The sequence below is a fragment of the Streptomyces sp. NBC_00012 genome, from assembly GCF_045040875.1.
GTDB lineage: Bacteria > Actinomycetota > Actinomycetes > Streptomycetales > Streptomycetaceae > Streptomyces.
The window spans coordinates 1,837,263-1,855,871 of the sequence record NZ_CP108309.1 but is presented as its reverse complement, the minus strand read 5'-3'; the positions used below and the strand labels follow the sequence as shown (position 1 = coordinate 1,855,871).

At 70.5% G+C, this 18,609-nt stretch carries 18 protein-coding genes; 12 read left to right on the top strand and 6 right to left on the bottom strand.

Annotated elements, in window-relative coordinates; translation table 11 throughout:
• The first annotated feature begins 99 nt into the window (after positions 1-99).
• Together OHA19_RS08655 and OHA19_RS08650 are read left to right on the top strand one after the other, a co-directional pair.
• Positions 100-1,776: an AMP-binding protein gene (locus OHA19_RS08655; RefSeq protein ID WP_405717871.1), complete on the top strand. Its 1,677-nt coding sequence runs from the start codon at positions 100-102 to the stop codon at positions 1,774-1,776.
• A complete protein-coding gene (locus tag OHA19_RS08650) occupies positions 1,773-3,380 on the top strand; it encodes an AMP-binding protein (protein ID WP_405717874.1) in 1,608 nt (535 codons plus the stop codon). The genes OHA19_RS08655 and OHA19_RS08650 overlap by 4 nt, the downstream gene beginning before the upstream one ends.
• A 22-nt stretch (positions 3,381-3,402) precedes the next feature.
• Here OHA19_RS08650 and OHA19_RS08645 read toward each other — a convergent pair whose 3' ends face one another.
• From OHA19_RS08645 to OHA19_RS08635, 3 genes are all read right to left on the bottom strand, one after another.
• Entirely contained in the window at positions 3,403-3,621 is a 219-nt protein-coding gene (locus OHA19_RS08645) for a hypothetical protein (protein ID WP_259930576.1), read from the bottom strand.
• A 77-nt stretch (positions 3,622-3,698) separates the two neighbouring features.
• On the bottom strand, positions 3,699-4,253 hold the full coding sequence (locus tag OHA19_RS08640) for a GNAT family N-acetyltransferase (protein ID WP_405749824.1): 555 nt from the start codon (positions 4,251-4,253) through the stop codon (positions 3,699-3,701).
• A gap of 16 nt (positions 4,254-4,269) precedes the next feature.
• Complete coding sequence (locus tag OHA19_RS08635) at positions 4,270-4,998, bottom strand: hypothetical protein (protein WP_405717880.1); 729 nt, start codon at positions 4,996-4,998, stop codon at positions 4,270-4,272.
• Positions 4,999-5,335: 337 nt separating this feature from the next.
• On the opposite strand from OHA19_RS08635, the gene gcl reads away from it, so the two are divergent.
• Together gcl and OHA19_RS08625 are read left to right on the top strand one after the other, a co-directional pair.
• Positions 5,336-7,111, top strand: coding sequence for a glyoxylate carboligase (gene gcl / locus OHA19_RS08630; RefSeq protein WP_405717882.1), 1,776 nt, complete (start codon positions 5,336-5,338; stop codon positions 7,109-7,111).
• A 279-nt stretch (positions 7,112-7,390) separates the two neighbouring features.
• Positions 7,391-7,531 carry a hypothetical protein gene (locus tag OHA19_RS08625; protein ID WP_405717885.1) on the top strand — a complete coding sequence of 47 codons (141 nt, stop codon included), beginning with the start codon at positions 7,391-7,393 and terminating at the stop codon, positions 7,529-7,531.
• A 263-nt stretch (positions 7,532-7,794) separates the two neighbouring features.
• Here the strand turns inward: OHA19_RS08625 and OHA19_RS08620 are convergent, their stop codons facing one another.
• From OHA19_RS08620 to OHA19_RS08610, 3 genes are all read right to left on the bottom strand, one after another.
• Positions 7,795-9,252 (bottom strand): catalase, encoded by a 1,458-nt coding sequence (locus tag OHA19_RS08620; protein ID WP_405717888.1) that lies wholly within the window; start codon positions 9,250-9,252, stop codon positions 7,795-7,797.
• A gap of 198 nt (positions 9,253-9,450) precedes the next feature.
• Positions 9,451-10,350 (bottom strand): 2-hydroxy-3-oxopropionate reductase, encoded by a 900-nt coding sequence (locus tag OHA19_RS08615; protein WP_405717890.1) that lies wholly within the window; start codon positions 10,348-10,350, stop codon positions 9,451-9,453.
• A 47-nt stretch (positions 10,351-10,397) separates the two neighbouring features.
• The gene (locus OHA19_RS08610) at positions 10,398-11,237 is read right to left on the bottom strand and encodes a TIM barrel protein (RefSeq protein WP_405717893.1); all 840 of its coding nucleotides are present in this window, start codon (positions 11,235-11,237) and stop codon (positions 10,398-10,400) included.
• A 224-nt stretch (positions 11,238-11,461) separates the two neighbouring features.
• Here OHA19_RS08610 and OHA19_RS08605 point away from each other — a divergent pair, with 224 nt between their 5' ends.
• The 8 genes from OHA19_RS08605 (at position 11,462) to OHA19_RS08570 (ending at position 18,409) form a co-directional block, all read left to right on the top strand.
• A complete protein-coding gene (locus OHA19_RS08605; RefSeq protein ID WP_405717896.1) occupies positions 11,462-12,730 on the top strand; it encodes a lactonase family protein in 1,269 nt (422 codons plus the stop codon).
• Positions 12,731-12,830: 100 nt separating this feature from the next.
• Positions 12,831-13,082, top strand: a complete 252-nt coding sequence (locus tag OHA19_RS08600) for a hypothetical protein (protein WP_405717898.1) — start codon at positions 12,831-12,833, stop codon at positions 13,080-13,082.
• The gene (locus OHA19_RS08595; protein WP_405717901.1) at positions 13,079-13,456 is read left to right on the top strand and encodes a helix-turn-helix domain-containing protein; all 378 of its coding nucleotides are present in this window, start codon (positions 13,079-13,081) and stop codon (positions 13,454-13,456) included. The genes OHA19_RS08600 and OHA19_RS08595 overlap by 4 nt, the downstream gene beginning before the upstream one ends.
• Before the next feature lie 190 nt (positions 13,457-13,646).
• Complete coding sequence (uraD, locus tag OHA19_RS08590; protein WP_405717904.1) at positions 13,647-14,156, top strand: 2-oxo-4-hydroxy-4-carboxy-5-ureidoimidazoline decarboxylase; 510 nt, start codon at positions 13,647-13,649, stop codon at positions 14,154-14,156.
• A 5-nt stretch (positions 14,157-14,161) separates the two neighbouring features.
• Positions 14,162-14,554 (top strand): hydroxyisourate hydrolase, encoded by a 393-nt coding sequence (gene uraH, locus OHA19_RS08585; RefSeq protein ID WP_405717907.1) that lies wholly within the window; start codon positions 14,162-14,164, stop codon positions 14,552-14,554.
• A gap of 5 nt (positions 14,555-14,559) precedes the next feature.
• Positions 14,560-15,507 (top strand): factor-independent urate hydroxylase, encoded by a 948-nt coding sequence (gene pucL / locus OHA19_RS08580; protein ID WP_405717910.1) that lies wholly within the window; start codon positions 14,560-14,562, stop codon positions 15,505-15,507.
• A 67-nt stretch (positions 15,508-15,574) separates the two neighbouring features.
• On the top strand, positions 15,575-16,969 hold the full coding sequence (locus OHA19_RS08575) for a nucleobase:cation symporter-2 family protein (RefSeq protein ID WP_405717912.1): 1,395 nt from the start codon (positions 15,575-15,577) through the stop codon (positions 16,967-16,969).
• A 42-nt stretch (positions 16,970-17,011) separates the two neighbouring features.
• Positions 17,012-18,409 (top strand): 8-oxoguanine deaminase, encoded by a 1,398-nt coding sequence (locus tag OHA19_RS08570; RefSeq protein ID WP_405717915.1) that lies wholly within the window; start codon positions 17,012-17,014, stop codon positions 18,407-18,409.
• Positions 18,410-18,609: the final 200 nt, after the last annotated feature.

Below are 18,609 nucleotides of genomic sequence, written 5' to 3'. Positions count from 1 at the left end.
CGACGACGACGCGGCAGATGTGCGCACCCGGCCCCGCGACACCGCCCCCAATTGCCGGACGCTCCAGGTGACCGGTCCGGTCCGCAATGAGGAGGGCACATGTCGGCAACCAGCGCGACGGAAACGTTCCGGGCTGCCCGGGACTTTCTGCTGAAGCACCGCGAGGACTACCAAGCGGCCTACGAGGGCTTCAGCTGGCCCAGGACCGACCACTTCAACTGGGCACTCGACTGGTTCGACGCCATCGCCGAGAACAACGACCGCACCGCCCTGCACATCGTGGAGGAGGACGGCAGCCGCACCGAGGTGTCCTTCGCCCGGATGTCCGCCCGCTCCAACCAGGCAGCGAACTGGCTGCGCGCCCGGGGCGTGCGCGCCGGGGACCGCATCCTCGTCATGCTCGGCAACCAGGTCGAGCTGTGGGAGACGGCCCTCGCCGCGATGAAGCTGCGCGCCGTGGTCATCCCCGCCACCCCGCTCCTCGGCCCGGTCGACCTGCGCGACCGGGTGGAGCGCGGCCGGGTCCGCCACGTCCTGGTCCGGGACGCCGACACCGCGAAGTTCGACGAGGTGCCCGGCGGCTACACCCGGTTCGCGGTCGGCGCCGAGGTCCCCGGCTGGCTTTCGTACACCGGGGCCGACGAGCAGCCGGACACCTTCGAGGCGGACCGGGAGACCGACGCCGACGAGCCGCTGATGCTCTACTTCACCTCCGGCACGACCGCCAGCCCCAAGCTCGTCGAGCACACCCATGTGTCCTACCCCGTGGGCCACTTGTCGACGATGTACTGGATCGGCCTCAAGCCCGGGGACGTCCACCTCAACATCTCCTCGCCCGGCTGGGCCAAGCACGCCTGGTCGAACCTCTTCGCGCCCTGGAGCGCCGAGGCGACCGTCTTCATCTTCAACTACACCCGCTTCGACGCGGGCCGGCTGATGGCCGAGATGGACCGCTCGGGCGTCACCAGCTTCTGCGCCCCGCCCACCGTCTGGCGGATGCTGATCCAGGCCGACCTCTCCCAGCTGAAGACCCCGCCGCGCGAGGTCGTCGCCGCCGGTGAACCGCTGAACCCGGAGGTCATCGAGACGGTGCGGCGCACCTGGGGCATCACCATCCGGGACGGCTTCGGCCAGACCGAGACCGCCGTCCAGGTCGCCAACACCCCGGGCCAGCTGCTCAAGGCCGGTTCGATGGGGCGGCCCAGCCCCGGCTTCAAGGTCGAGCTCCTGGACCCGGTCACCGGCGAGCCCGGCGCCGCCGAGGGCGAGATCTCCCTCGACCTGTCCGGCCGCCCGGTGGGCCTGATGACCGGCTACCACGGCGACCCGGACCGGACGGCCGAAGCCATGGCGGGCGGCTACTACCGCACCGGCGACATCGGTTCGCGCGACGCGGACGGCTACATCACCTACGTCGGCCGCGCCGACGACGTGTTCAAGGCCTCCGACTACAAGATCTCGCCGTTCGAGCTGGAGAGTGCCCTGCTGGAGCACGAGGCGGTCGCCGAGGCGGCGGTCGTCCCCGCCCCCGACCCGGTCCGGCTCTCCGTTCCCAAGGCGTACGTCGTGCTCGCGGAGGGCTGGGAGCCCGGCCCGGAGACGGCGAAGGTGCTGTTCGAGCACTCCCGGGCGGTCCTCGCCCCCTACAAGCGGGTCCGCAAGCTGGAGTTCGCCGAGCTGCCCAAGACCGTCTCCGGCAAGATCCGCCGCATCGAACTCCGCGAGCGCACGGCCAAGGGCACCGGCACCGAGTACGACGAGGGCGATCTGCGATGAGCGAGCTCTCCTACGCGCACGGCACCGGCACCACGGCGCTCCTCGGCGACACCATCGGAGGCAACCTCGACCGCGCGATCGAGGCGTTCGGCGACCGCGAGGCACTCGTGGACGTCGCGTCCGGGCGGCGCTGGACCTACACCGAGTTCGGTGCGGCGGTCGGCGAACTGGCCCGTGCCCTGATGGCGTCGGGGGTGGTCAAGGGGGACCGGGTCGGGATCTGGGCGGTCAACTGCCCGGAGTGGGTGCTGGTGCAGTACGCCACCGCCCGCATCGGCGCCATCATGGTCAACATCAACCCGGCGTACCGCGCGCACGAGCTGGAGTACGTGCTGAAGCAGGCCGGGATCTCGCTCCTGGTCTCCTCGCTCTCGCACCGCACCAGCGACTACCGCGCACTGGTCGGCCAGGTCCGCGCCGACTGCCCCGCGCTGCGCGCCGTGCACTACATAGGCGATCCGTCATGGGACGAGCTGCTGGCCGCCGCGGGTTCCGTGACGGTGCAGCAACTCGCCGCCCGCGAAGCGGAGTTGTCCTGCGGCGACCCGATCAACATCCAGTACACCTCCGGCACCACCGGCTTCCCCAAGGGCGCCACCCTCTCCCACCACAACATCCTCAACAACGGCTACTTCGTGGGTGAGCTGGTCGCCTACACGGAACAGGACCGGGTCTGTCTGCCGGTCCCCTTCTACCACTGCTTCGGCATGGTCATGGGGAACCTCGGGATCACCTCGCACGGCGCCTGCATCGTGATCCCGGCCCCCGCCTTCGAGGCCGCCGCCGTGCTCGCCGCCGTGCAGCAGGAGCGCTGCACCTCGCTCTACGGCGTCCCCACCATGTTCATCGCCGAGCTCAACCTGCCGGACTTCGCCTCGTACGACCTCTCCTCGCTGCGCACCGGCATCATGGCGGGATCGCCCTGCCCGGTCGAGGTGATGAAGCGGGTCGTCGCCGAGATGCACATGGACGAGGTTTCCATCTGCTACGGCATGACGGAGACCTCGCCGGTCTCCACCCAGACCCGCCGCGACGACGACCTGGAGCGCCGCACCGGAACCGTCGGCCGGGTGATGCCGCACATCGAGGTCAAGGTCGTCGACCCGGTGACCGGCGTGACGCTGGAGCGCGGTGCGGCGGGCGAACTGTGCACCCGCGGCTACAGCGTGATGCTCGGCTACTGGGAGCAGCCCGACCGGACCGCCGAAGCCATTGACGCCGGCCGCTGGATGCACACCGGCGACCTCGCGGTGATGCGGGAGGACGGCTACGTACAGATCGTCGGCCGGATCAAGGACATGATCATCCGCGGTGGCGAGAACGTGTATCCGCGGGAGATCGAGGAGTTCCTCTACGGTCACCCGAAGATCGCGGATGTGCAGGTGGTGGGCGTACCGGACGAGACCTACGGCGAGGAGATCCTGGCCTGTGTGATCCCGAGGAATCCGGCGGAGCCGCCGACCCTGGACGAGGTGACGGCCTACTGCCGCGAGCAGTTGGCCTACTACAAGATCCCGCGGCGGCTGCGGATCCTGGAGACCTTCCCGATGACGGTCAGCGGGAAGGTCCGGAAGATCGAACTGCGGGAGGGCTACGGGCAGTAGGGCCGGATCGCTCCGGGCGCGGTCAGGCGGCCTCGATGATGTCGCCGGTGCCGCCCCGGGTCGCGGCCGCCCATTCGATCAGCAGCACCTCGTAGGCGGCGGACTCCACCGAGGACCAGTCCTGGCCGGCGCGCGCGTCCACGAACGCCCGTATCGCCTCGTTCGCCCGGGCGGCGGACGGAGGCGCCGGCCGGGTCGCGCGCGGCCGGTCGTCAGGTGTGTTCCGTGGAGTTAAAGCCATGTGCACCACCTTAAGGCCCGCCACTGACAGCGAGCCGAACATTTGTGGCCCCCTGGCCTGAACGTGACCGATCGCACTCAGTGTTGCCGGTCGGCTCCGGTGAGCTGCCGGAGCCGCCCGGAGTGCGGGATCTCGCGTCGCATGCAGACCCTTGGCCAGTGATCCAGGCCGTGCTCGGCCTCCTGAATCCTGATCTTCCGCAGTCCGTCGGTGAGTTCGCCGTCGTCAAGGGTGCGGAAGCCGAGGCGGGCGTAATACGGCGCGTTCCAGGGGGCGTGGGAGAAGGTCGTGAGCGTGAGCGCGACCAGACCGCGCTCGCCGGCCCATCCGGCGAGATGGTCGATGAGCGCACTGCCCAGGCCGCGCCGCGCGGCGGACGGGTGCACGGAGACCTGCTCGATGTGGGCGGCCCCGTCGACCGGGTCGGCGATCAGGTAGCCGACCGGGCGGTCGTCCGGTTCCACGGCCACCCAGGCGCGGCCGGCCCGGCGGTAGTCGTCCAGCAGCGCGAGCGCCGGAGGATCGTCGTCCGCGACGGCGGACATGCCGAGCATGCGGAACGGCTCGCCGGCGGCACGTTCGATGTCCTGGAGCAACGGGAGGTCGGCATGGCGGGCGGTACGGATGCGCATGTGACCAGTATGTCGCTCAGGCCCCGCTGCTGAGCAGTTCGTCGGCCGGGCCGTTGACCGGCTGGGGTGTCCCCGCCGGGTCCATCACGAAGAGCGGCATGCCCAGCCCCTCGGCGCGCGCCGAGGCGTCCGGCGCGTACCCCGGGAGCGAGAAGAAGACCCCGGTGACCGATGCGCTGAGCGCGTCCAGCCAGAGGCATTCGACGGCGCGCAGGGTGGTCGGCCGGCCGGCCGTGTCGACCTGGGCCAGCAGTCCGGTGGCCACCAGGTCGATCAGTGCGGGGGAGGGCTTCGAGAGCTGCACCACTTCGCGGTAGCCCAGCCACCTCAGATACCGGGCCGCGGTCGCCAGCGCGTCGCCCGCGCTGTGGATGGCGACGGCGCGGAACGCGGGCCGGGGGGCCGGGGCCGTGCGCGGCAGCGGGATGTGCGAGGGGCCGGCCGGACGGGCTCCGTCCCCGGACGCGGGTGCGTCGCCGGGCGCCGCCACCGGCCGGACCGGGATGCGCAGTACCGTCCCGCACGGGCAGCACAGTTCGGGCTGCGGCCACTGGTCCTGGCGCCCGCAGGCGGGGCAGCGCACCCTCACCCAGTCGTCGTTCCAGGTGCGGTGGGTGATCGGCACGACCTGGGCGCCGGGCAGCAAGGGCGGGGCGGTCGGCGCACCGCACGGGCAGGGGTAGGCCGGTGGACTGTACACATGGTCGCGGCAGCAGGCCGGACAGCGTACCGGCACCGACTCCACCGTGATCTCCCTCCGGCCCCGGGCGTTCCGCGTCGTTCTCCGCCGACGGGCGCTTCCCCGGCGCACGGAACGCGCCCGCACCGGCCGTGACGGACCGGCTCCGCTCCGAATCCCATCGTCCACCAAGAGCGACGCCCTGGGGAGGGACTTGGCGTACTTCGCGGACGGGTGGGCGCATCGGCGGTCGTGTGCGCCGTCTCTTGACGGTCGCCGGGGCGCGCTTTAGATTTACTTCCGTATCACAGAATCAAGTTTCCGTAATGCGGAATTGGTGCTCTCAGGTGGCGCGACAGAGCCCGACTCCACCAGGTCCGAGCAGGAGCACTCAATGCCTCGAATGACCGCTGCCCGAGCGGCAGTTGAGATCCTCAAGCGCGAAGGCGTCAGCAACGCGTTCGGTGTGCCGGGCGCGGCGATCAACCCCTTCTATGCGGCCCTCAAGGCCTCCGGCGGGGTTCATCACACGCTGGCCCGTCACGTCGAGGGCGCCTCCCACATGGCGGAGGGCTACACCCGGGCGCGACCGGGCAACATCGGCGTGTGCATCGGCACCTCGGGGCCGGCCGGCACCGACATGATCACCGGCCTCTACTCCGCCATCGCCGACTCCATCCCGATCCTCTGCATCACCGGCCAGGCCCCGACCGCCGTGCTCCACAAGGAGGACTTCCAGGCGGTCGACATCGCCTCGATCGCGGCGCCCGTCACCAAGGCCGCGACGACCGTTCTGGAGGCCGCCCAGGTCCCCGGCGTCTTCCAGCGGGCCTTCCACCTGATGCGCAGCGGCCGTCCCGGCCCGGTCCTCATCGATCTGCCCATCGACGTCCAGCTCACCGAGATCGAGTTCGACCCCGATCTGTACGAACCGCTGCCGGTGCACAAGCCCGCCGCGACCCGCAAGCAGATCGAGCGGGCCCTGGAGCTGCTGAACGCCTCCGAGCGCCCACTGCTCGTCGCGGGCGGCGGCATCATCAACGCCGACGCGTCCGAGCTCCTCGTCGAATTCGCCGAGCTGACCGGCGTCCCGGTCGTCCCGACCCTGATGGGCTGGGGCATCATCGCCGACGACCACGAGCTGAACGCGGGCATGGTCGGCCTGCAGACCTCGCACCGCTACGGCAACGCGAACTTCCTGGAGTCCGACTTCGTCCTCGGTATCGGCAACCGCTGGGCCAACCGCCACACCGGCAAGCTGGACGTCTACACCGCGGGCCGGAAGTTCGTCCACGTCGACATCGAGCCCACCCAGCTCGGCAAGATCTTCGCCCCCGACCTCGGCATCGCCTCCGACGCCAGGGCGGCCCTGGAACTGTTCGTCGAGGTGGCGCGCGAGCTGAAGGCAGCCGGAAAGCTCAAGGACCGCTCGCGGTGGGCCGCCTCCACGCAGGAGCGCAAGGCGACCCTCCAGCGCCGCACGCACTTCGACAACGTGCCGCTGAAGCCGCAGCGGGTGTACGAGGAGATGAACCGGGCGTTCGGCCCCGAGACCCGGTACGTCACCACGATCGGCCTCTCCCAGATCGCCGGCGCGCAGATGCTGCACGTCTACCGGCCGCGCCACTGGATCAACTGCGGCCAGGCGGGCCCGCTCGGCTGGACGATCCCGGCCGCACTGGGCGTCGCCACGGCCGACCCGGACGGCTCCGTCGTGGCGCTCTCCGGCGACTACGACTTCCAGTTCATGCTGGAGGAGCTGGCCGTCGGCGCACAGCACCGCATCCCGTACGTCCACGTCCTGGTGAACAACTCCTACCTGGGGCTGATCCGCCAGGCGCAGCGCAACTTCGACATCGACTTCCAGGTCAATCTGGAGTTCGAGAACCTCAACTCGCCGGAGCTCGGCGTGTACGGCGTCGACCACGTCAAGGTCGTCGAGGGCCTGGGCTGCAAGGCGATCCGGGTCACCGAGCCCGACCAGCTGCTGCCGGCCTTCGAGGAGGCCAAGAAGCTGGCCGCGGAGTTCCGGGTGCCGGTGGTCGTCGAGGCGATCCTGGAGCGCGTGACGAACATCGCGATGAGCGGTACGGACATCGCGTCCGTCAACGAGTTCGAGGACATCGCGACGGACCCGTCCCACGCACCGACGTCGATCCGCCCGCTCACGGCGCCCTGACGGTCCGCCGACCGGTCCTGTTCCCCCGCTCCGGGCTCCCGGGGCGGGGGAACACTGCGTGCCCGGAACGGTCGGAGCACCTGCGCGAGCGGTGTCACCGTCTCCCGGTCCCCGAGGTGCTCCGGCGCGGGACGGGGATCGCTGTGGCCGACGTCGAGCCCTCGTCGAGCCGGTCGGCCTGCTTCTGGCGGCCGTCGGCGCGCAGGGTGCGTCGGCGCGCCCACCCGCTCCGTCCTCAGCTGCTCCTGGGTCTCGTCCTCGGGACCGGTGCCGTGCACCATGACCAGCTCCGGCCAGGCGTCTCCCGCCCGCTCCGCGTCCGTGCCGCCACGGGAGCGGGCCGCCCGCTGGACGGGAAAGGCCGGGCCGGGCGACCCGGCCACCGCTCCGACCGCGCTGGACGACCTGCCGGCCGGGTGACCGGCCCGGAACGCCGCGAAGGGCGTGGAGCACGGGACCGTATCCGTGCTCCACGCCCTGGTCTGTGGGAATGAAGGTGATGACAGGGGCCGCGGCGGCGGCGATCGGGCCGGGAGGGTTCGTCCTCTTCAGGTCAGAGAACGAGGAGGCATCCCGGCCCTCACCACCGCACTGGCATCGCACAACCGCCGCGGCCTCGTCCTGCCCGCGCCACGCGACACCCCTCATCCGGGTGCGCGGCGCGAGCAGGGCTCAGAGGGAGGTCAGTCCTCGCGCAGGGCGCGGACCGCCTCCTCCACGCGCTTGCCGTAGTCGGCGTCGGCGGCGTGGAAGTGGGCGAGGTTCTTCTCGGTCACGTCGTCGCGGGTCACCTGGGAAAGGCCCCCTGCGATGTTCGCGACCAGACGGCCCTTCTCGTCCTCGGTCATGAGCCGGTACAGCTCACCCGCCTGGAAGAAGTCGTCGTCCTTGGTGTGGGCGGGCGCCGCGTGGGTGCCGGTCCAGCCGTGGACGGCGAGCGGGGCGGAGAGCACCGCGTCGGTCTGGGCCGGTCCCGCGTACGAGTTGGGCTCGTAGTTCTTGTCGTGACGGGCACCGCTGCGGGTGGCGTGCAGCCCGTCGCGGCCGTAGTTGTCGACGACCGCGGTGCGGGGCGCGTTCACCGGGAGCTGGGTGTGGTTGACGCCCAGCCGGTAGCGGTGCGCGTCCGCGTAGGCGAACAGGCGGCCCTGGAGCATCTTGTCCGGCGAGGGACCGATGCCGGGCACGAAGTTGTTCGGGGAGAACGCGGCCTGCTCGACCTCGGCGAAGACGTTGTCCGGGTTGCGGTCCAGCACCAGCCGGCCCACCCGCTGGAGCGGGTAGTCGCTGTGCGGCCACACCTTGGTCAGGTCGAACGGGTTGAAACGGTAGTCCGCGGCCTCGGCGGCCGGCATGACCTGCACGTACAGCGTCCAGGACGGGTTCATGCCCCGCTCGATGGCCTGGAGCAGGTCGGTCTGGTGCGAGCTGCCGTCCTTGCCCGCGAGTTCGGCGGCCTGCTCGCTGGAGAGGGACCGCACGCCCTGGTTCGTCTTGAAGTGGTACTTGACGAAGAAGGCCTCGCCCGCGGCGTTCGTCCACTGGTAGGTGTGCGAGCCGTAGCCGTTCATGTGACGGTACGAGGCGGGGATGCCGCGGTCGCCCATCAGCCAGGTCACCTGGTGCGTGGCCTCGGGGGCGTGCGCCCAGAAGTCCCAGACGTTGTCCGGCTCCTGACGGCCCGTGAACGGGTCGCGCTTCTGCGAGTGGATGAAGTCGGGGAACTTGATCGGGTCCTTGATGAAGAACACCGGGGTGTTGTTGCCGACCAGGTCGTAATTGCCCTCGTCCGTATAGAACTTGAGGGCGAAGCCGCGCGGGTCGCGTACCGCGTCCGCGCCGCCCAGCGAGTCGGCGACGGTGGAGAAGCGGATGAACGTCTCGGTGCGCTTTCCGACGGCGGAGAGGAAGTCGGCGCGGGTGAAACCGGTGACGTCGTCGGTCACCTCGAAGTAGCCGTACGCGCCGGAGCCGCGGGCGTGGACCACGCGCTCCGGGATGCGCTCCCGGTTGAAGCGGGCCAGCTTCTCCAGCAGGTGCTGGTCCTGGAGGAGGATCGGGCCACCGACACCGGCGGTGGCGGAGTTCTGGTTGTCGGCGACCGGGGCGCCTGACTCGGTCGTAAGCACACGCTGCGTCATGGTGTCGGGGCGACCTTCCGTACGGGAGCTGCTGAACTGCGACGGCTCGGGGCTCCAGGAGCGTAAGTAGGCCCCGAACCCGACGTCAACAGTTTGTTGAATTGGGTGGCTGGTATTCCGGACGGCGCCGACGCCTGGGCGCGACAGGACAGGTGTCAGCGCCGACGCCGTCCGGAAGTCTCTGGGGTGCCGGGCCGGTCAGGCCTGGACGGGCTGACCCGACAGGCGCTCGACCGAGCGCAGCAGTGCCGAGTGGTCCAGGCCGCCGTCGCCCTGTGCGCGCAGCGAGGCGACGAGCTGGGCGACCACGGCGCCGACGGGCAGCGCGGCACCGACATCGCGGGCGGCGTCCGTGACGATGCCCATGTCCTTGTGGTGCAGGTCGATCCGGAAGCCCGGCGCGAAGTCCCGCTTGAGGAAGTTGTCCTTCTTACGGGTCAGGACGGTCGAGCCGGCCAGTCCGCCGTTGAGCACGTCCAGCGCCGCTGCGAGGTCGACGCCGGACTTCTCCAGGAAGACGACGGCCTCGGCGCATGCCTGGATGTTGACCGCGACGATCAGCTGGTTGGCGGCCTTCACCGTCTGGCCGGAGCCGTGCGGACCGCACAGCACGATGGTCCTGCCGAGCGCCTGGAGGATGGGCTGGGCCGCGTCGAAGTCGGCCTGCTCGCCGCCGACCATGATCGACAGCACCGCCTCGATGGCACCGGCCTCGCCGCCGGAGACCGGGGCGTCCAGCACCCGGATGCCCTTGTCCTTCGCGTTCTTCGCGAGGTCCACGGAGGTCTGCGGGGTGATCGACGACATGTCGATCAGCAGCGCGCCGGACTTCGCGTTCTCCAGGATGCCGTCGGGGCCGTAGGCGATGGCCTCGACCTGCGGGGAGGCGGGCACCATCGTGATGACGACATCGGCGTCCCGGACCGCCTCGGCGATCGAGCCCGCACCGGTGCCGCCGGCCGCGACCAGCCGGTCGATCTTCGCCTGCTCCAGGGTGTGACCGGTGACGTCGTAACCGGCCTTGATCAGGTTCTCGGACATGGGGGAGCCCATGATGCCGAGTCCGATCCACGCAACCTTGGGGAGGTTGTTGCTCATGAGGGTGCCTTCCGATAAACGTGTGTACGAGAGGGAGTCCGCCGCCCTCAGCGGGCGGCCCGCGCGGTGGCCGGGAGCCACTCGAAGGCATCGGCGCTCGCCTGGTCGCCCGGCTTGTACTCCAGGCCGACCCAGCCGTCGTAACCGGCCTTCGTCAGCTCGTCGAGGAGCTGCTCCAGCGGGAGCGAGCCGGTACCGGGCGCGCCGCGGCCCGGGTTGTCGGCGATCTGGACGTGGCCGGTCTTCGCGGCGTAGGCCGTGATGACCTGGCTGAGGTCCTCGCCGTTCATCGACAGGTGGTACAGGTCCAGCAGGAACTTGGCGTTCCCGAGTCCGGTCGCCGCATTGACCTTGTCGACGATCTCGATCCCGGCCGGTGCGCTCACCAGGGGGTAGCGCGGCGACTCCGGTTCGTTGAGGGTCTCGATCAGGAGTACCGCACCGATCCGGTCGGCCGCACGGGCGGCGACCACCAGGCTCTCCAGGGCGAGTTCGTCCTGTACCGCCGGGTCCACGCCGTCGACGCGGTTGCCGTACAGCGCGTTGAGCGCCTTGCAGCCGACCGAGGCGGCGAAGTCGGCCGCCACGTCGATATTGGCGCGGAAGCGGTCCGACTCCGTGCCCGGCACGGAGAGCGCGCCGCGGTCGGGGCCGGGCAGCTGTCCGGCGTAGAAGTTCAGCCCCACCAACTGCGTGCCCGCCTCGTCGAGCGCCTTCTTGAGGGCGTCGAGCTCGGCCTGCGGCGGAGTGGGGGTCTCGATCCAGGGCCACCACAGCTCGACCGCCGTGAAGCCGGCCGCGGCGGCGGCCGCGGGACGCTCCAGGAGCGGGAGTTCCGTGAAGAGGATCGAAAGGTTCACATCGAAGCGCTGGTCCGGGTAGCCCATGAGGGTTCGGCGCTCCTTCCGTATTGCGGAAGTTACTTTCTACGTAACGGAAGATTGCCCGGAGCTGCGGAAGCTGTCAAGGGGGTGCCCGGAATTCGGTCCAGGGCCTTTCGAGCGGGTTGCGCCGGCCGGCGCCCCAATCGCGCCGGTTGCCGACGGGGGCCGGGTCGCGCCAGGGTTGCTGGTGCCGACCGATGCAGCCGACCCCGTACGAGGTGCCTCGCATGAACCACGCCACCAGCCGGCGCGCCGTCCTCGGAGTGCTCGTCGCGGGCGCTGCCCTGTCGGTGGCTCCCGCGCCGCCCCGCTCCCCGCGGCCCGGCCCTGCGGCCGCCGTGGGCCCGCACCCGCGTACCGCCCCGCGGCTGCTGATCGGCACCCGCACCTCGGCCGAGGGCGGCGGCACCGGAATCGGGACGGCCACCTACGACGCCGTCACCGGGGCGATCGCCGCCGGTCCCGTGATCACGGGCGTGGCCGACCCGTCGTACCTGGCCATGCACCCTTCGGGTGCCACCGTGTACGCGGTCCACGAACAGGACCGGGGCGGCGTGAGCGCCATCGCCCTGTCACCGGACGGCGGCCACCGGGTGCTCGGGACGCGCGGTACGGGCGGGGCCGGGCCCACCCATCTGTCCGTCCACCCCACGGGGCGGTGGCTGCTCACCGCGAACTACACCTCGGGCAGCGTCGCGGTGCACCCGATCCGGGGTGACGGTTCGCTGGGCGAGCGCACGGACCTGGTCACCCATACCGCGCCGCCGCCCGGCCCCGGCCAGGACGGGCCGCACGCCCACCAGATCATCACCACCCCCGACGGCGGCCACGTCCTCGCCGTGGATCTCGGCAACGACGCCGTGTACACGTACCGGCTGGACGAACGGCGCGGCACGCTCGACCAGGTCTCCTGCGCGGTGCTGCGCCCCGGCGCCGGACCCCGGCACCTCACGTTCCACCCCGGCGGCCGCCACGCCTACCTGGCCTGCGAGGTCGACAACACCGCGGTCGTCTGCGGCTACGACCCGGCCACCGGCACCCTCTCCCCGGGCGCCCCGCGGCCCACCGGGACCGGCACGGATGCTCCGCGGAAACCCCCCACGGACGGCAAGCACCCACGCCCCCGGCCCACGCCGGCCGCGGACCGGGGTGACGCGGGGACCAGCTACCCCGCGCAGTTCCTGGTCACCGCCGACGGCCGGTTCGCCTACCTCGCCAACCGGGGGCACAACAGCCTGACGCGCTACGCCGTCGAGGACGACGGGGCGGCGCTGCGGCTGCTCGACACCGTGCCCGTCGGCGGCGACTTCCCCCGGCACACCGCCTTCTCGCCCGACGGGAAACTGCTCTTCGCGGCCAACCAGCGGTCCGGCACGGTGACGGTCTTCCGGGTCGACGCCCGCGACGGCGCCCTGACCCGTACAGGTGAGACATTCACCGCCCCGGCCGCCGTCTGCGTCCTGCCGTACCCGGGCGCGCGCCCGGCCGGTCACTGAGGGCGGTTCGATCTCCCCACGGCCCCGGCGCAGGTCCGTTAGGGTCGGGCCCGAGCCGCGGGCTTTCACAGCGACGCGGCGAACGCATGAGGGAGGCACAGTGCGCTTGAGAGTGGAGTTCACCACCGAGCCGTTCGATCTCGACGAGGCGCCCGCCCACGCGGTCGTGGCCCGCGAGGTCATCCAGTCGGCCGACCTGGACGCCGTGGACGTCGGTCCCTTCGGCAATACGGCGGAAGGCGGCGCGGACGAAGTGCTCACCGCGGTGGACTCACTGCTGCGCCGTGCCCTGGCATCGGGTGCCACCCGGGTGTCCCTCCAGGTGAATGTGGTCGGGGAGGACTCCAAGTGACCGAACCGGCCGACCACCCGCTCGTCACCGCGGTCAAGCCGCTCGTCGACGCCATGGGCGCCGAACTGCTCGGTCCCGATCAGGCCCAGCCCGACGATGTCGTACTGGCCTGGGAGGGCGAGGACGTCATAGCCGTCCGGCTGCCCCAGCTCTCGGAGTCGCTCGACCACATCCTGGCCGCCATGGAGCGCCGGCACGGCATGCCGCTCGCCGAGCTGGACCGCAGGACCAAGCAGTCGGTGGTGCGGACCCTGGAGGCACGTGGTGCCTTCTCGGTGCGGCACGGTGTGGAGACGGTGGCGGGTGCGCTGGGGGTCAGCCGCTTCACCGTCTACAACTACCTGAACAGGGAAAATGCCGCCAAAGGCGAGTAGTTGAGGCGGTAGGTGAGCGAAGGTCGTGGAAGACCGCGGCGGGCTGTCGTCCGGAGCACCGGGCGGCGGCTTTTTACGTTCGCGTAATTTCAACAAAGTGTTGACGTGGTGTTGTGGAGGGCGTTAGCTATCCGCAGCCCGACCGACGCGAAGCGAAAAACGCACAGCGAAAACAGCCACGGAGGCTCCCGTGACTTCGAGCTCCACGCCGGGCCTCGCCCGGTTCAACACCCTGGCGGACGACGAGGCCACCACCGCGTTGCACGAGGTGTGCGCCAGCGCGGCATGGGGAAGAGCGATCCTCTCCCGACGCCCGTACGCCACCGCGGAAGCCCTCCTTCTCGCCAGTGACGCCGCCACGGCCGCACTGACCGCGCAGGATCTGGCCGACGCGATGGCCGGTCACCCGCCGATCGGCCGCCCGAAGCCCGGAGACCCGACCTCCTCCCGCGAACAGCGGGGGATGGCCGGCGCCACCGAGGAACTCAAGGCCGAGATGCTCGAACTGAACCTGGCCTACCAGGAGCGGTTCGGACATGTCTTCCTGATCTGCGCCACCGGAGCCACCGGCGAGCAGATGCGCGACGCGGTGAAGTCCCGGATCGGGAACTCGCCCGAGCAGGAGCGTGGGAACGTGCGCACCGAGCTGGGCAAGATCAACCGCATCCGGCTGACCCGTCTCGTAACCGAAGGAGAGTGACGGTCTTGAGCACCGACACCACCGCATCGGTGTCCACCCACATCCTGGACACCAGCATCGGCCGCCCCGCCGCGGCCGTCGCCATCACGCTCGCCGCCCGCAGCGGCAGCGAGGCACCGTGGGCGGCGCTCGGCGGATCCGCGACCGACGCGGACGGGCGATGCAAGGACCTGCCGGCGCTGCCGGAGGGCACCACCCATGTACGTCTCGGCTTCGAGACCGAGGCGTACTTCGCAGCCAAGAAGCAAGCCGAGGCGCAGCAGGACGCCCCCCGCGTAAGGGACAGCGGTGCCTTCTTCCCGGAAGTGGCGATCACCTTCGCCGTCGTACCGGGCGAGCACTACCACGTACCGCTGCTGCTCAACCCGTTCGGCTACTCCGTTTACCGAGGGAGCTAGCAGACATGCCCACGATTCTCGGCCAGAACCAGTACGGCAAAGCAGAGAACCGCGTCGTCAAGATCACGAGGGACGGCGACACCCACCACATCAAGGACCTGAACGTCTCCGTCGCCCTCTCCGGCGACCTGGACGACGTCCACTACAACGGCTCGAACGCGCACTGCCTTCCGACGGACACCACGAAGAACACCTGCTTCGCGTTCGCCAAGGAATACGGCATCGAGTCGGCCGAGCAGTACGGCATCCACCTCGCCCGGCACTTCGTGGACAGCCAGCCCTCGATCCACCGCGCGCGCATCCGCATCGAGGAGTACGCCTGGGAGCGCATCGCCGGCTCCGACGGCAACTCCAAGTTCATCGGCGCCGACGAGGTCAAGCACTCCTTCGTCCGCAAGGGCCAGGAGACCCGCCTCGCGCAGATCACATACTCCGCCGAAGGTGACGGGGGGGCGAAGTTCGAAGTCCTGTCCGGGCTCAAGGACCTGACCGTGATGAACTCCACGAACTCCGAGTTCTGGGGGTACATCAAGGACAAGTACACGACGCTCCAGGAGGACTACGACCGCATCCTCGCCACATCCCTGTCGACGTGGTGGCGGCACAACTGGACCTGTGACGAGCAGCGCATGCCGCAGTGGGAGAAGTCCTACGAGCAGTCCAGGAAGCACATCCTGCAGGCGTTCGTGGAGACGTACTCGCTCTCGCTCCAGCAGACGCTGTACCAGATGGGTTCGCGGGTCATCAACAGCCGCAGCGAGATCGACGAGATCCGCTTCTCGGCCCCCAACAAGCACCACTTCCGGCAGGACCTCTCCGCCTTCGGCCTGGAGAACGAAGCCAAGGACGGCGCCGTGTACTACGCCGCCGACCGCCCCTACGGCCTGATCGAGGCCACCATCCTGCGCGACGGCTGCGAGCCGCACATCCCGGTCGACATGACCAACCTCTGACGCGGGGCGCGCATCCCCGCCGCCCGCAGTCGGCGGGGATGCGCCACACCGGAGGGAACAGCCAGCCATGGCAACGCCTGCAAAAGGGCCGGCAGAAGGCCCGTGTTCCACCCGGCCGGAAGGACCCGAGGTCCACCCGGTCGACCAGAAGCTCCACCCCTCGCGGCTCGTGCCCGCCGCGCTCCAGCACATCGCCGCCATGTACGCGGGAGTGGTCACACCCCCGCTCATCATCGGCCAGGCCGTCCGCCTCGACACCGCGGGCCAGACCCGGCTCATCGCCGCGAGTCTGCTCATCGCCGGTGTGGCCACCCTCCTGCAGACCCTCGGGGTCAAGGGCTTCGTCGGCAACCGGCTGCCCTTCGTCAACGCCGCCTCCTCGGCGGGTATCGCGCCGATGCTCGCCATCGCCGAGACCAACGCCACGGGGGACCAGCTCCCCGCCATCTACGGTGCGGTGATGGTCGCCGGCGTCTTCTGTCTCGCCATCGGGCCCTTCTTCGGCAAGCTGCTGCGCTTCTTCCCGCCGCTGGTCACCGGCGTCGTCATCACGCTCATCGGGGTGACCCTGATGCCGGTGCCCGTCGCCTGGGCACAGGGCGGCGACAGGACCGCCGCCGACTTCGGCGACATGAAGCACCTGGCACTCGCCGCCTTCACGCTCCTCGTCATCCTGCTGATCCAGCGCTTCGGCCGCGGCTTCGTCAAGCAAGTGGCCCTGCTGCTCGGCCTGTTGGTCGGAACCCTGGCAGCGATCCCGTTCGGCATGGCGGACTTCGGAGCGCTCCGCTCGGCCCCGGTCGCCGCGCTGCCCACACCCTTCGCGTTCGGCGCGCCCGAGTTCCAGCCCGCCGCGATCATCTCGCTCTGCCTGGTGACGCTCGTCCTGATGACGGAGTCCAGCGCCGGAATGCTCGCCATCGGCGAGATCTGCGACCGCGAGACCGACGGCAGGACCATCACCCGGGGTCTGCGCACCGACGGCATCGCCACCCTCCTCGGACCCGTCTTCGGCGGCTTCCCCACCTCCGCCTTCGCCCAGAACGTCGGCGTCGTCTCACTGACCAAGGTCCGCAGCCGCTACGTCGTCGCCGCCGCTGGAGGCGCGCTCCTGGTCCTCGGTGTCTTCCCGGTGCTCGGCGCGGTGGTCTCCACGGTGCCGATGCCGGTCCTCGGCGGCGCCGGCATCGTCCTGTTCGGCTCGATCGCGGTGAGCGGCATCCGTACCCTCTCCGAGGCCGGACTCGACGACAGCTCCAACATCATCCTGGTCGCCGTGGCGCTCGGCGCGGGCATCATCCCGCTCGCCGCGCCCGAGTTCTACGCCGGATTCCCGTCCTGGGCGCAGACCGTACTGGGCTCCGGCATCAGCGCCGGAGCGCTCGTCGCGGTCCTGCTCAACCTGTTCTTCCACCATCTCGGCACCCACGGCCGCCCGGCCGTGGCACTCAAATCCTCCTAGGGTCCTGCCGTGCCCGCACCGCCGGAAAGAGAAGGAAGCGCCATGGCAGCATCGGCAACCCCCGAGCACGTGGAACGCATCGTCATCGAGAACTGTTCGATCGCGACGGTCGACGCCGACGACACCGAGTACGCCTCGGGCCATGTCGTCGTCGCGGGCAACCGCATCGAATCCGTCGGCGCCGGCCGGGCCCCCGAGAGCCTGGCGAACGTCGTACGCCGCATCGACGGCACCGGGCACCTGGTCACCCCCGGCCTGGTCAACACGCACCATCACTTCTACCAGTGGATCACCCGGGGACTCGCCACCGACCACAACCTGTTCGACTGGCTGGTCGCCCTCTACCCCACCTGGGCGCGCATCGACGAGCCGATGGTCCGTGCCGCCGCCCAGGGCTCGCTCGCCATGATGGCCCGCGGCGGCGTCACCACCGCCATGGACCACCACTACGTCTACCCGCAGGGGTCCGGCGACCTGTCCGGCGCCATCATCGGGGCCGCCCGCGACATGGGCGTACGGTTCACCCTCGCCCGCGGGTCCATGGACCGCAGTGTCAAGGACGGCGGGCTGCCGCCGGACTTCGCCGTGGAGACCCTCGACGGCGCGCTCGGCGGCACCGAGGCGACCATCGACGCGCACCACGACGCGTCGTTCGACGCGATGACCCAGGTCGCCGCCGCACCCTGCTCCCCGTTCTCCATCTCCACCGAACTGCTGCGGCAGGGCGCCGAGCTGGCCCGCCGCAAGGGGGTGCGCATGCACACCCACGGCTCGGAGACCGTGGAGGAGGAGAAGTTCTGCCACGAGCTGTTCGGGATGGGACCGACGGACTACTTCGAGTCCACCGGCTGGCTCGGCGAGGACGTGTGGATGGCGCACTGCGTCCACATGAACGACTCCGACATCGCCGCCTTCGCCCGCACCGGAACCGGCGTCGCGCACTGCCCCTCGTCCAACGCCCGGCTCGCCGCGGGCATCGCCCGGGTCCCCGACATGCTCGCGGCCGGCGTCCCGGTCGGCCTCGGCGTCGACGGCACCGCCTCCAACGAGTCCGGCGAACTCCACACCGAGCTGCGCAACGCCCTGCTCATCAACCGCCTCGGCGCCCACCGTGAGAAGGCCCTGAACGCGCGCCAGGCGCTGCGCCTGGGAACGCACGGCGGCGCCCAGGTGCTCGGCCGCGCCGACCAGATCGGCTCCCTGGAGCCCGGCAAGCTCGCCGACCTGGTGCTCTGGAAGCTCGACACCCTCGCCCACGCCTCCATCGCCGACCCGGTGATCGCACTCGTCTTCGGCGCGGCGGCCCCCGTCACGCTCTCCCTCGTCAACGGCAGGCCGGTCGTCGAGGACAACCACCTGATCACCGCGGACGAGGACGCTATCGCCCGCGCCACCCGCGACGAGGCCCGCCGCCTCGCCCGGATCGCCGCCGGGGCCTGACCCCGCGGCACCCCCGATACCGGCCGGCCGAGGGGGACGGCCCTCGGCCGGTCGCCGTGGACCCGAGCGGGGTCCACGGCAACCGGTGCGGTGGCGCGTGCCTGGACGCACGTGCCCCGTACCGGTGACCAAAGCTGCCCGCACCAGCTGCACGACCTGCCCCACCTGCACCAACGCACCACCTCCCTGACACCCACGTC

Excerpts from the sequence above, each read along its gene's own strand:
- OHA19_RS08655 (WP_405717871.1), top strand. The coding sequence starts at position 100 with ATGTCGGCAACCAGCGCGACGGAAACGTTCCGGGCTGCCCGGGACTTT.
- OHA19_RS08650 (WP_405717874.1), top strand. The coding sequence starts at position 1,773 with ATGAGCGAGCTCTCCTACGCGCACGGCACCGGCACCACGGCGCTCCTC.
- OHA19_RS08645 (WP_259930576.1), bottom strand. The coding sequence starts at position 3,621 with ATGGCTTTAACTCCACGGAACACACCTGACGACCGGCCGCGCGCGACC.
- OHA19_RS08640 (WP_405749824.1), bottom strand. The coding sequence starts at position 4,253 with ATGCGCATCCGTACCGCCCGCCATGCCGACCTCCCGTTGCTCCAGGAC.
- gcl (WP_405717882.1), top strand. The coding sequence starts at position 5,336 with ATGACCGCTGCCCGAGCGGCAGTTGAGATCCTCAAGCGCGAAGGCGTC.
- OHA19_RS08625 (WP_405717885.1), top strand. The coding sequence starts at position 7,391 with ATGACCAGCTCCGGCCAGGCGTCTCCCGCCCGCTCCGCGTCCGTGCCG.
- OHA19_RS08620 (WP_405717888.1), bottom strand. The coding sequence starts at position 9,252 with ATGACGCAGCGTGTGCTTACGACCGAGTCAGGCGCCCCGGTCGCCGAC.
- OHA19_RS08615 (WP_405717890.1), bottom strand. The coding sequence starts at position 10,350 with ATGAGCAACAACCTCCCCAAGGTTGCGTGGATCGGACTCGGCATCATG.
- OHA19_RS08610 (WP_405717893.1), bottom strand. The coding sequence starts at position 11,237 with ATGGGCTACCCGGACCAGCGCTTCGATGTGAACCTTTCGATCCTCTTC.
- OHA19_RS08605 (WP_405717896.1), top strand. The coding sequence starts at position 11,462 with ATGAACCACGCCACCAGCCGGCGCGCCGTCCTCGGAGTGCTCGTCGCG.
- pucL (WP_405717910.1), top strand. The coding sequence starts at position 14,560 with ATGCCCACGATTCTCGGCCAGAACCAGTACGGCAAAGCAGAGAACCGC.
- OHA19_RS08575 (WP_405717912.1), top strand. The coding sequence starts at position 15,575 with ATGGCAACGCCTGCAAAAGGGCCGGCAGAAGGCCCGTGTTCCACCCGG.
- OHA19_RS08570 (WP_405717915.1), top strand. The coding sequence starts at position 17,012 with ATGGCAGCATCGGCAACCCCCGAGCACGTGGAACGCATCGTCATCGAG.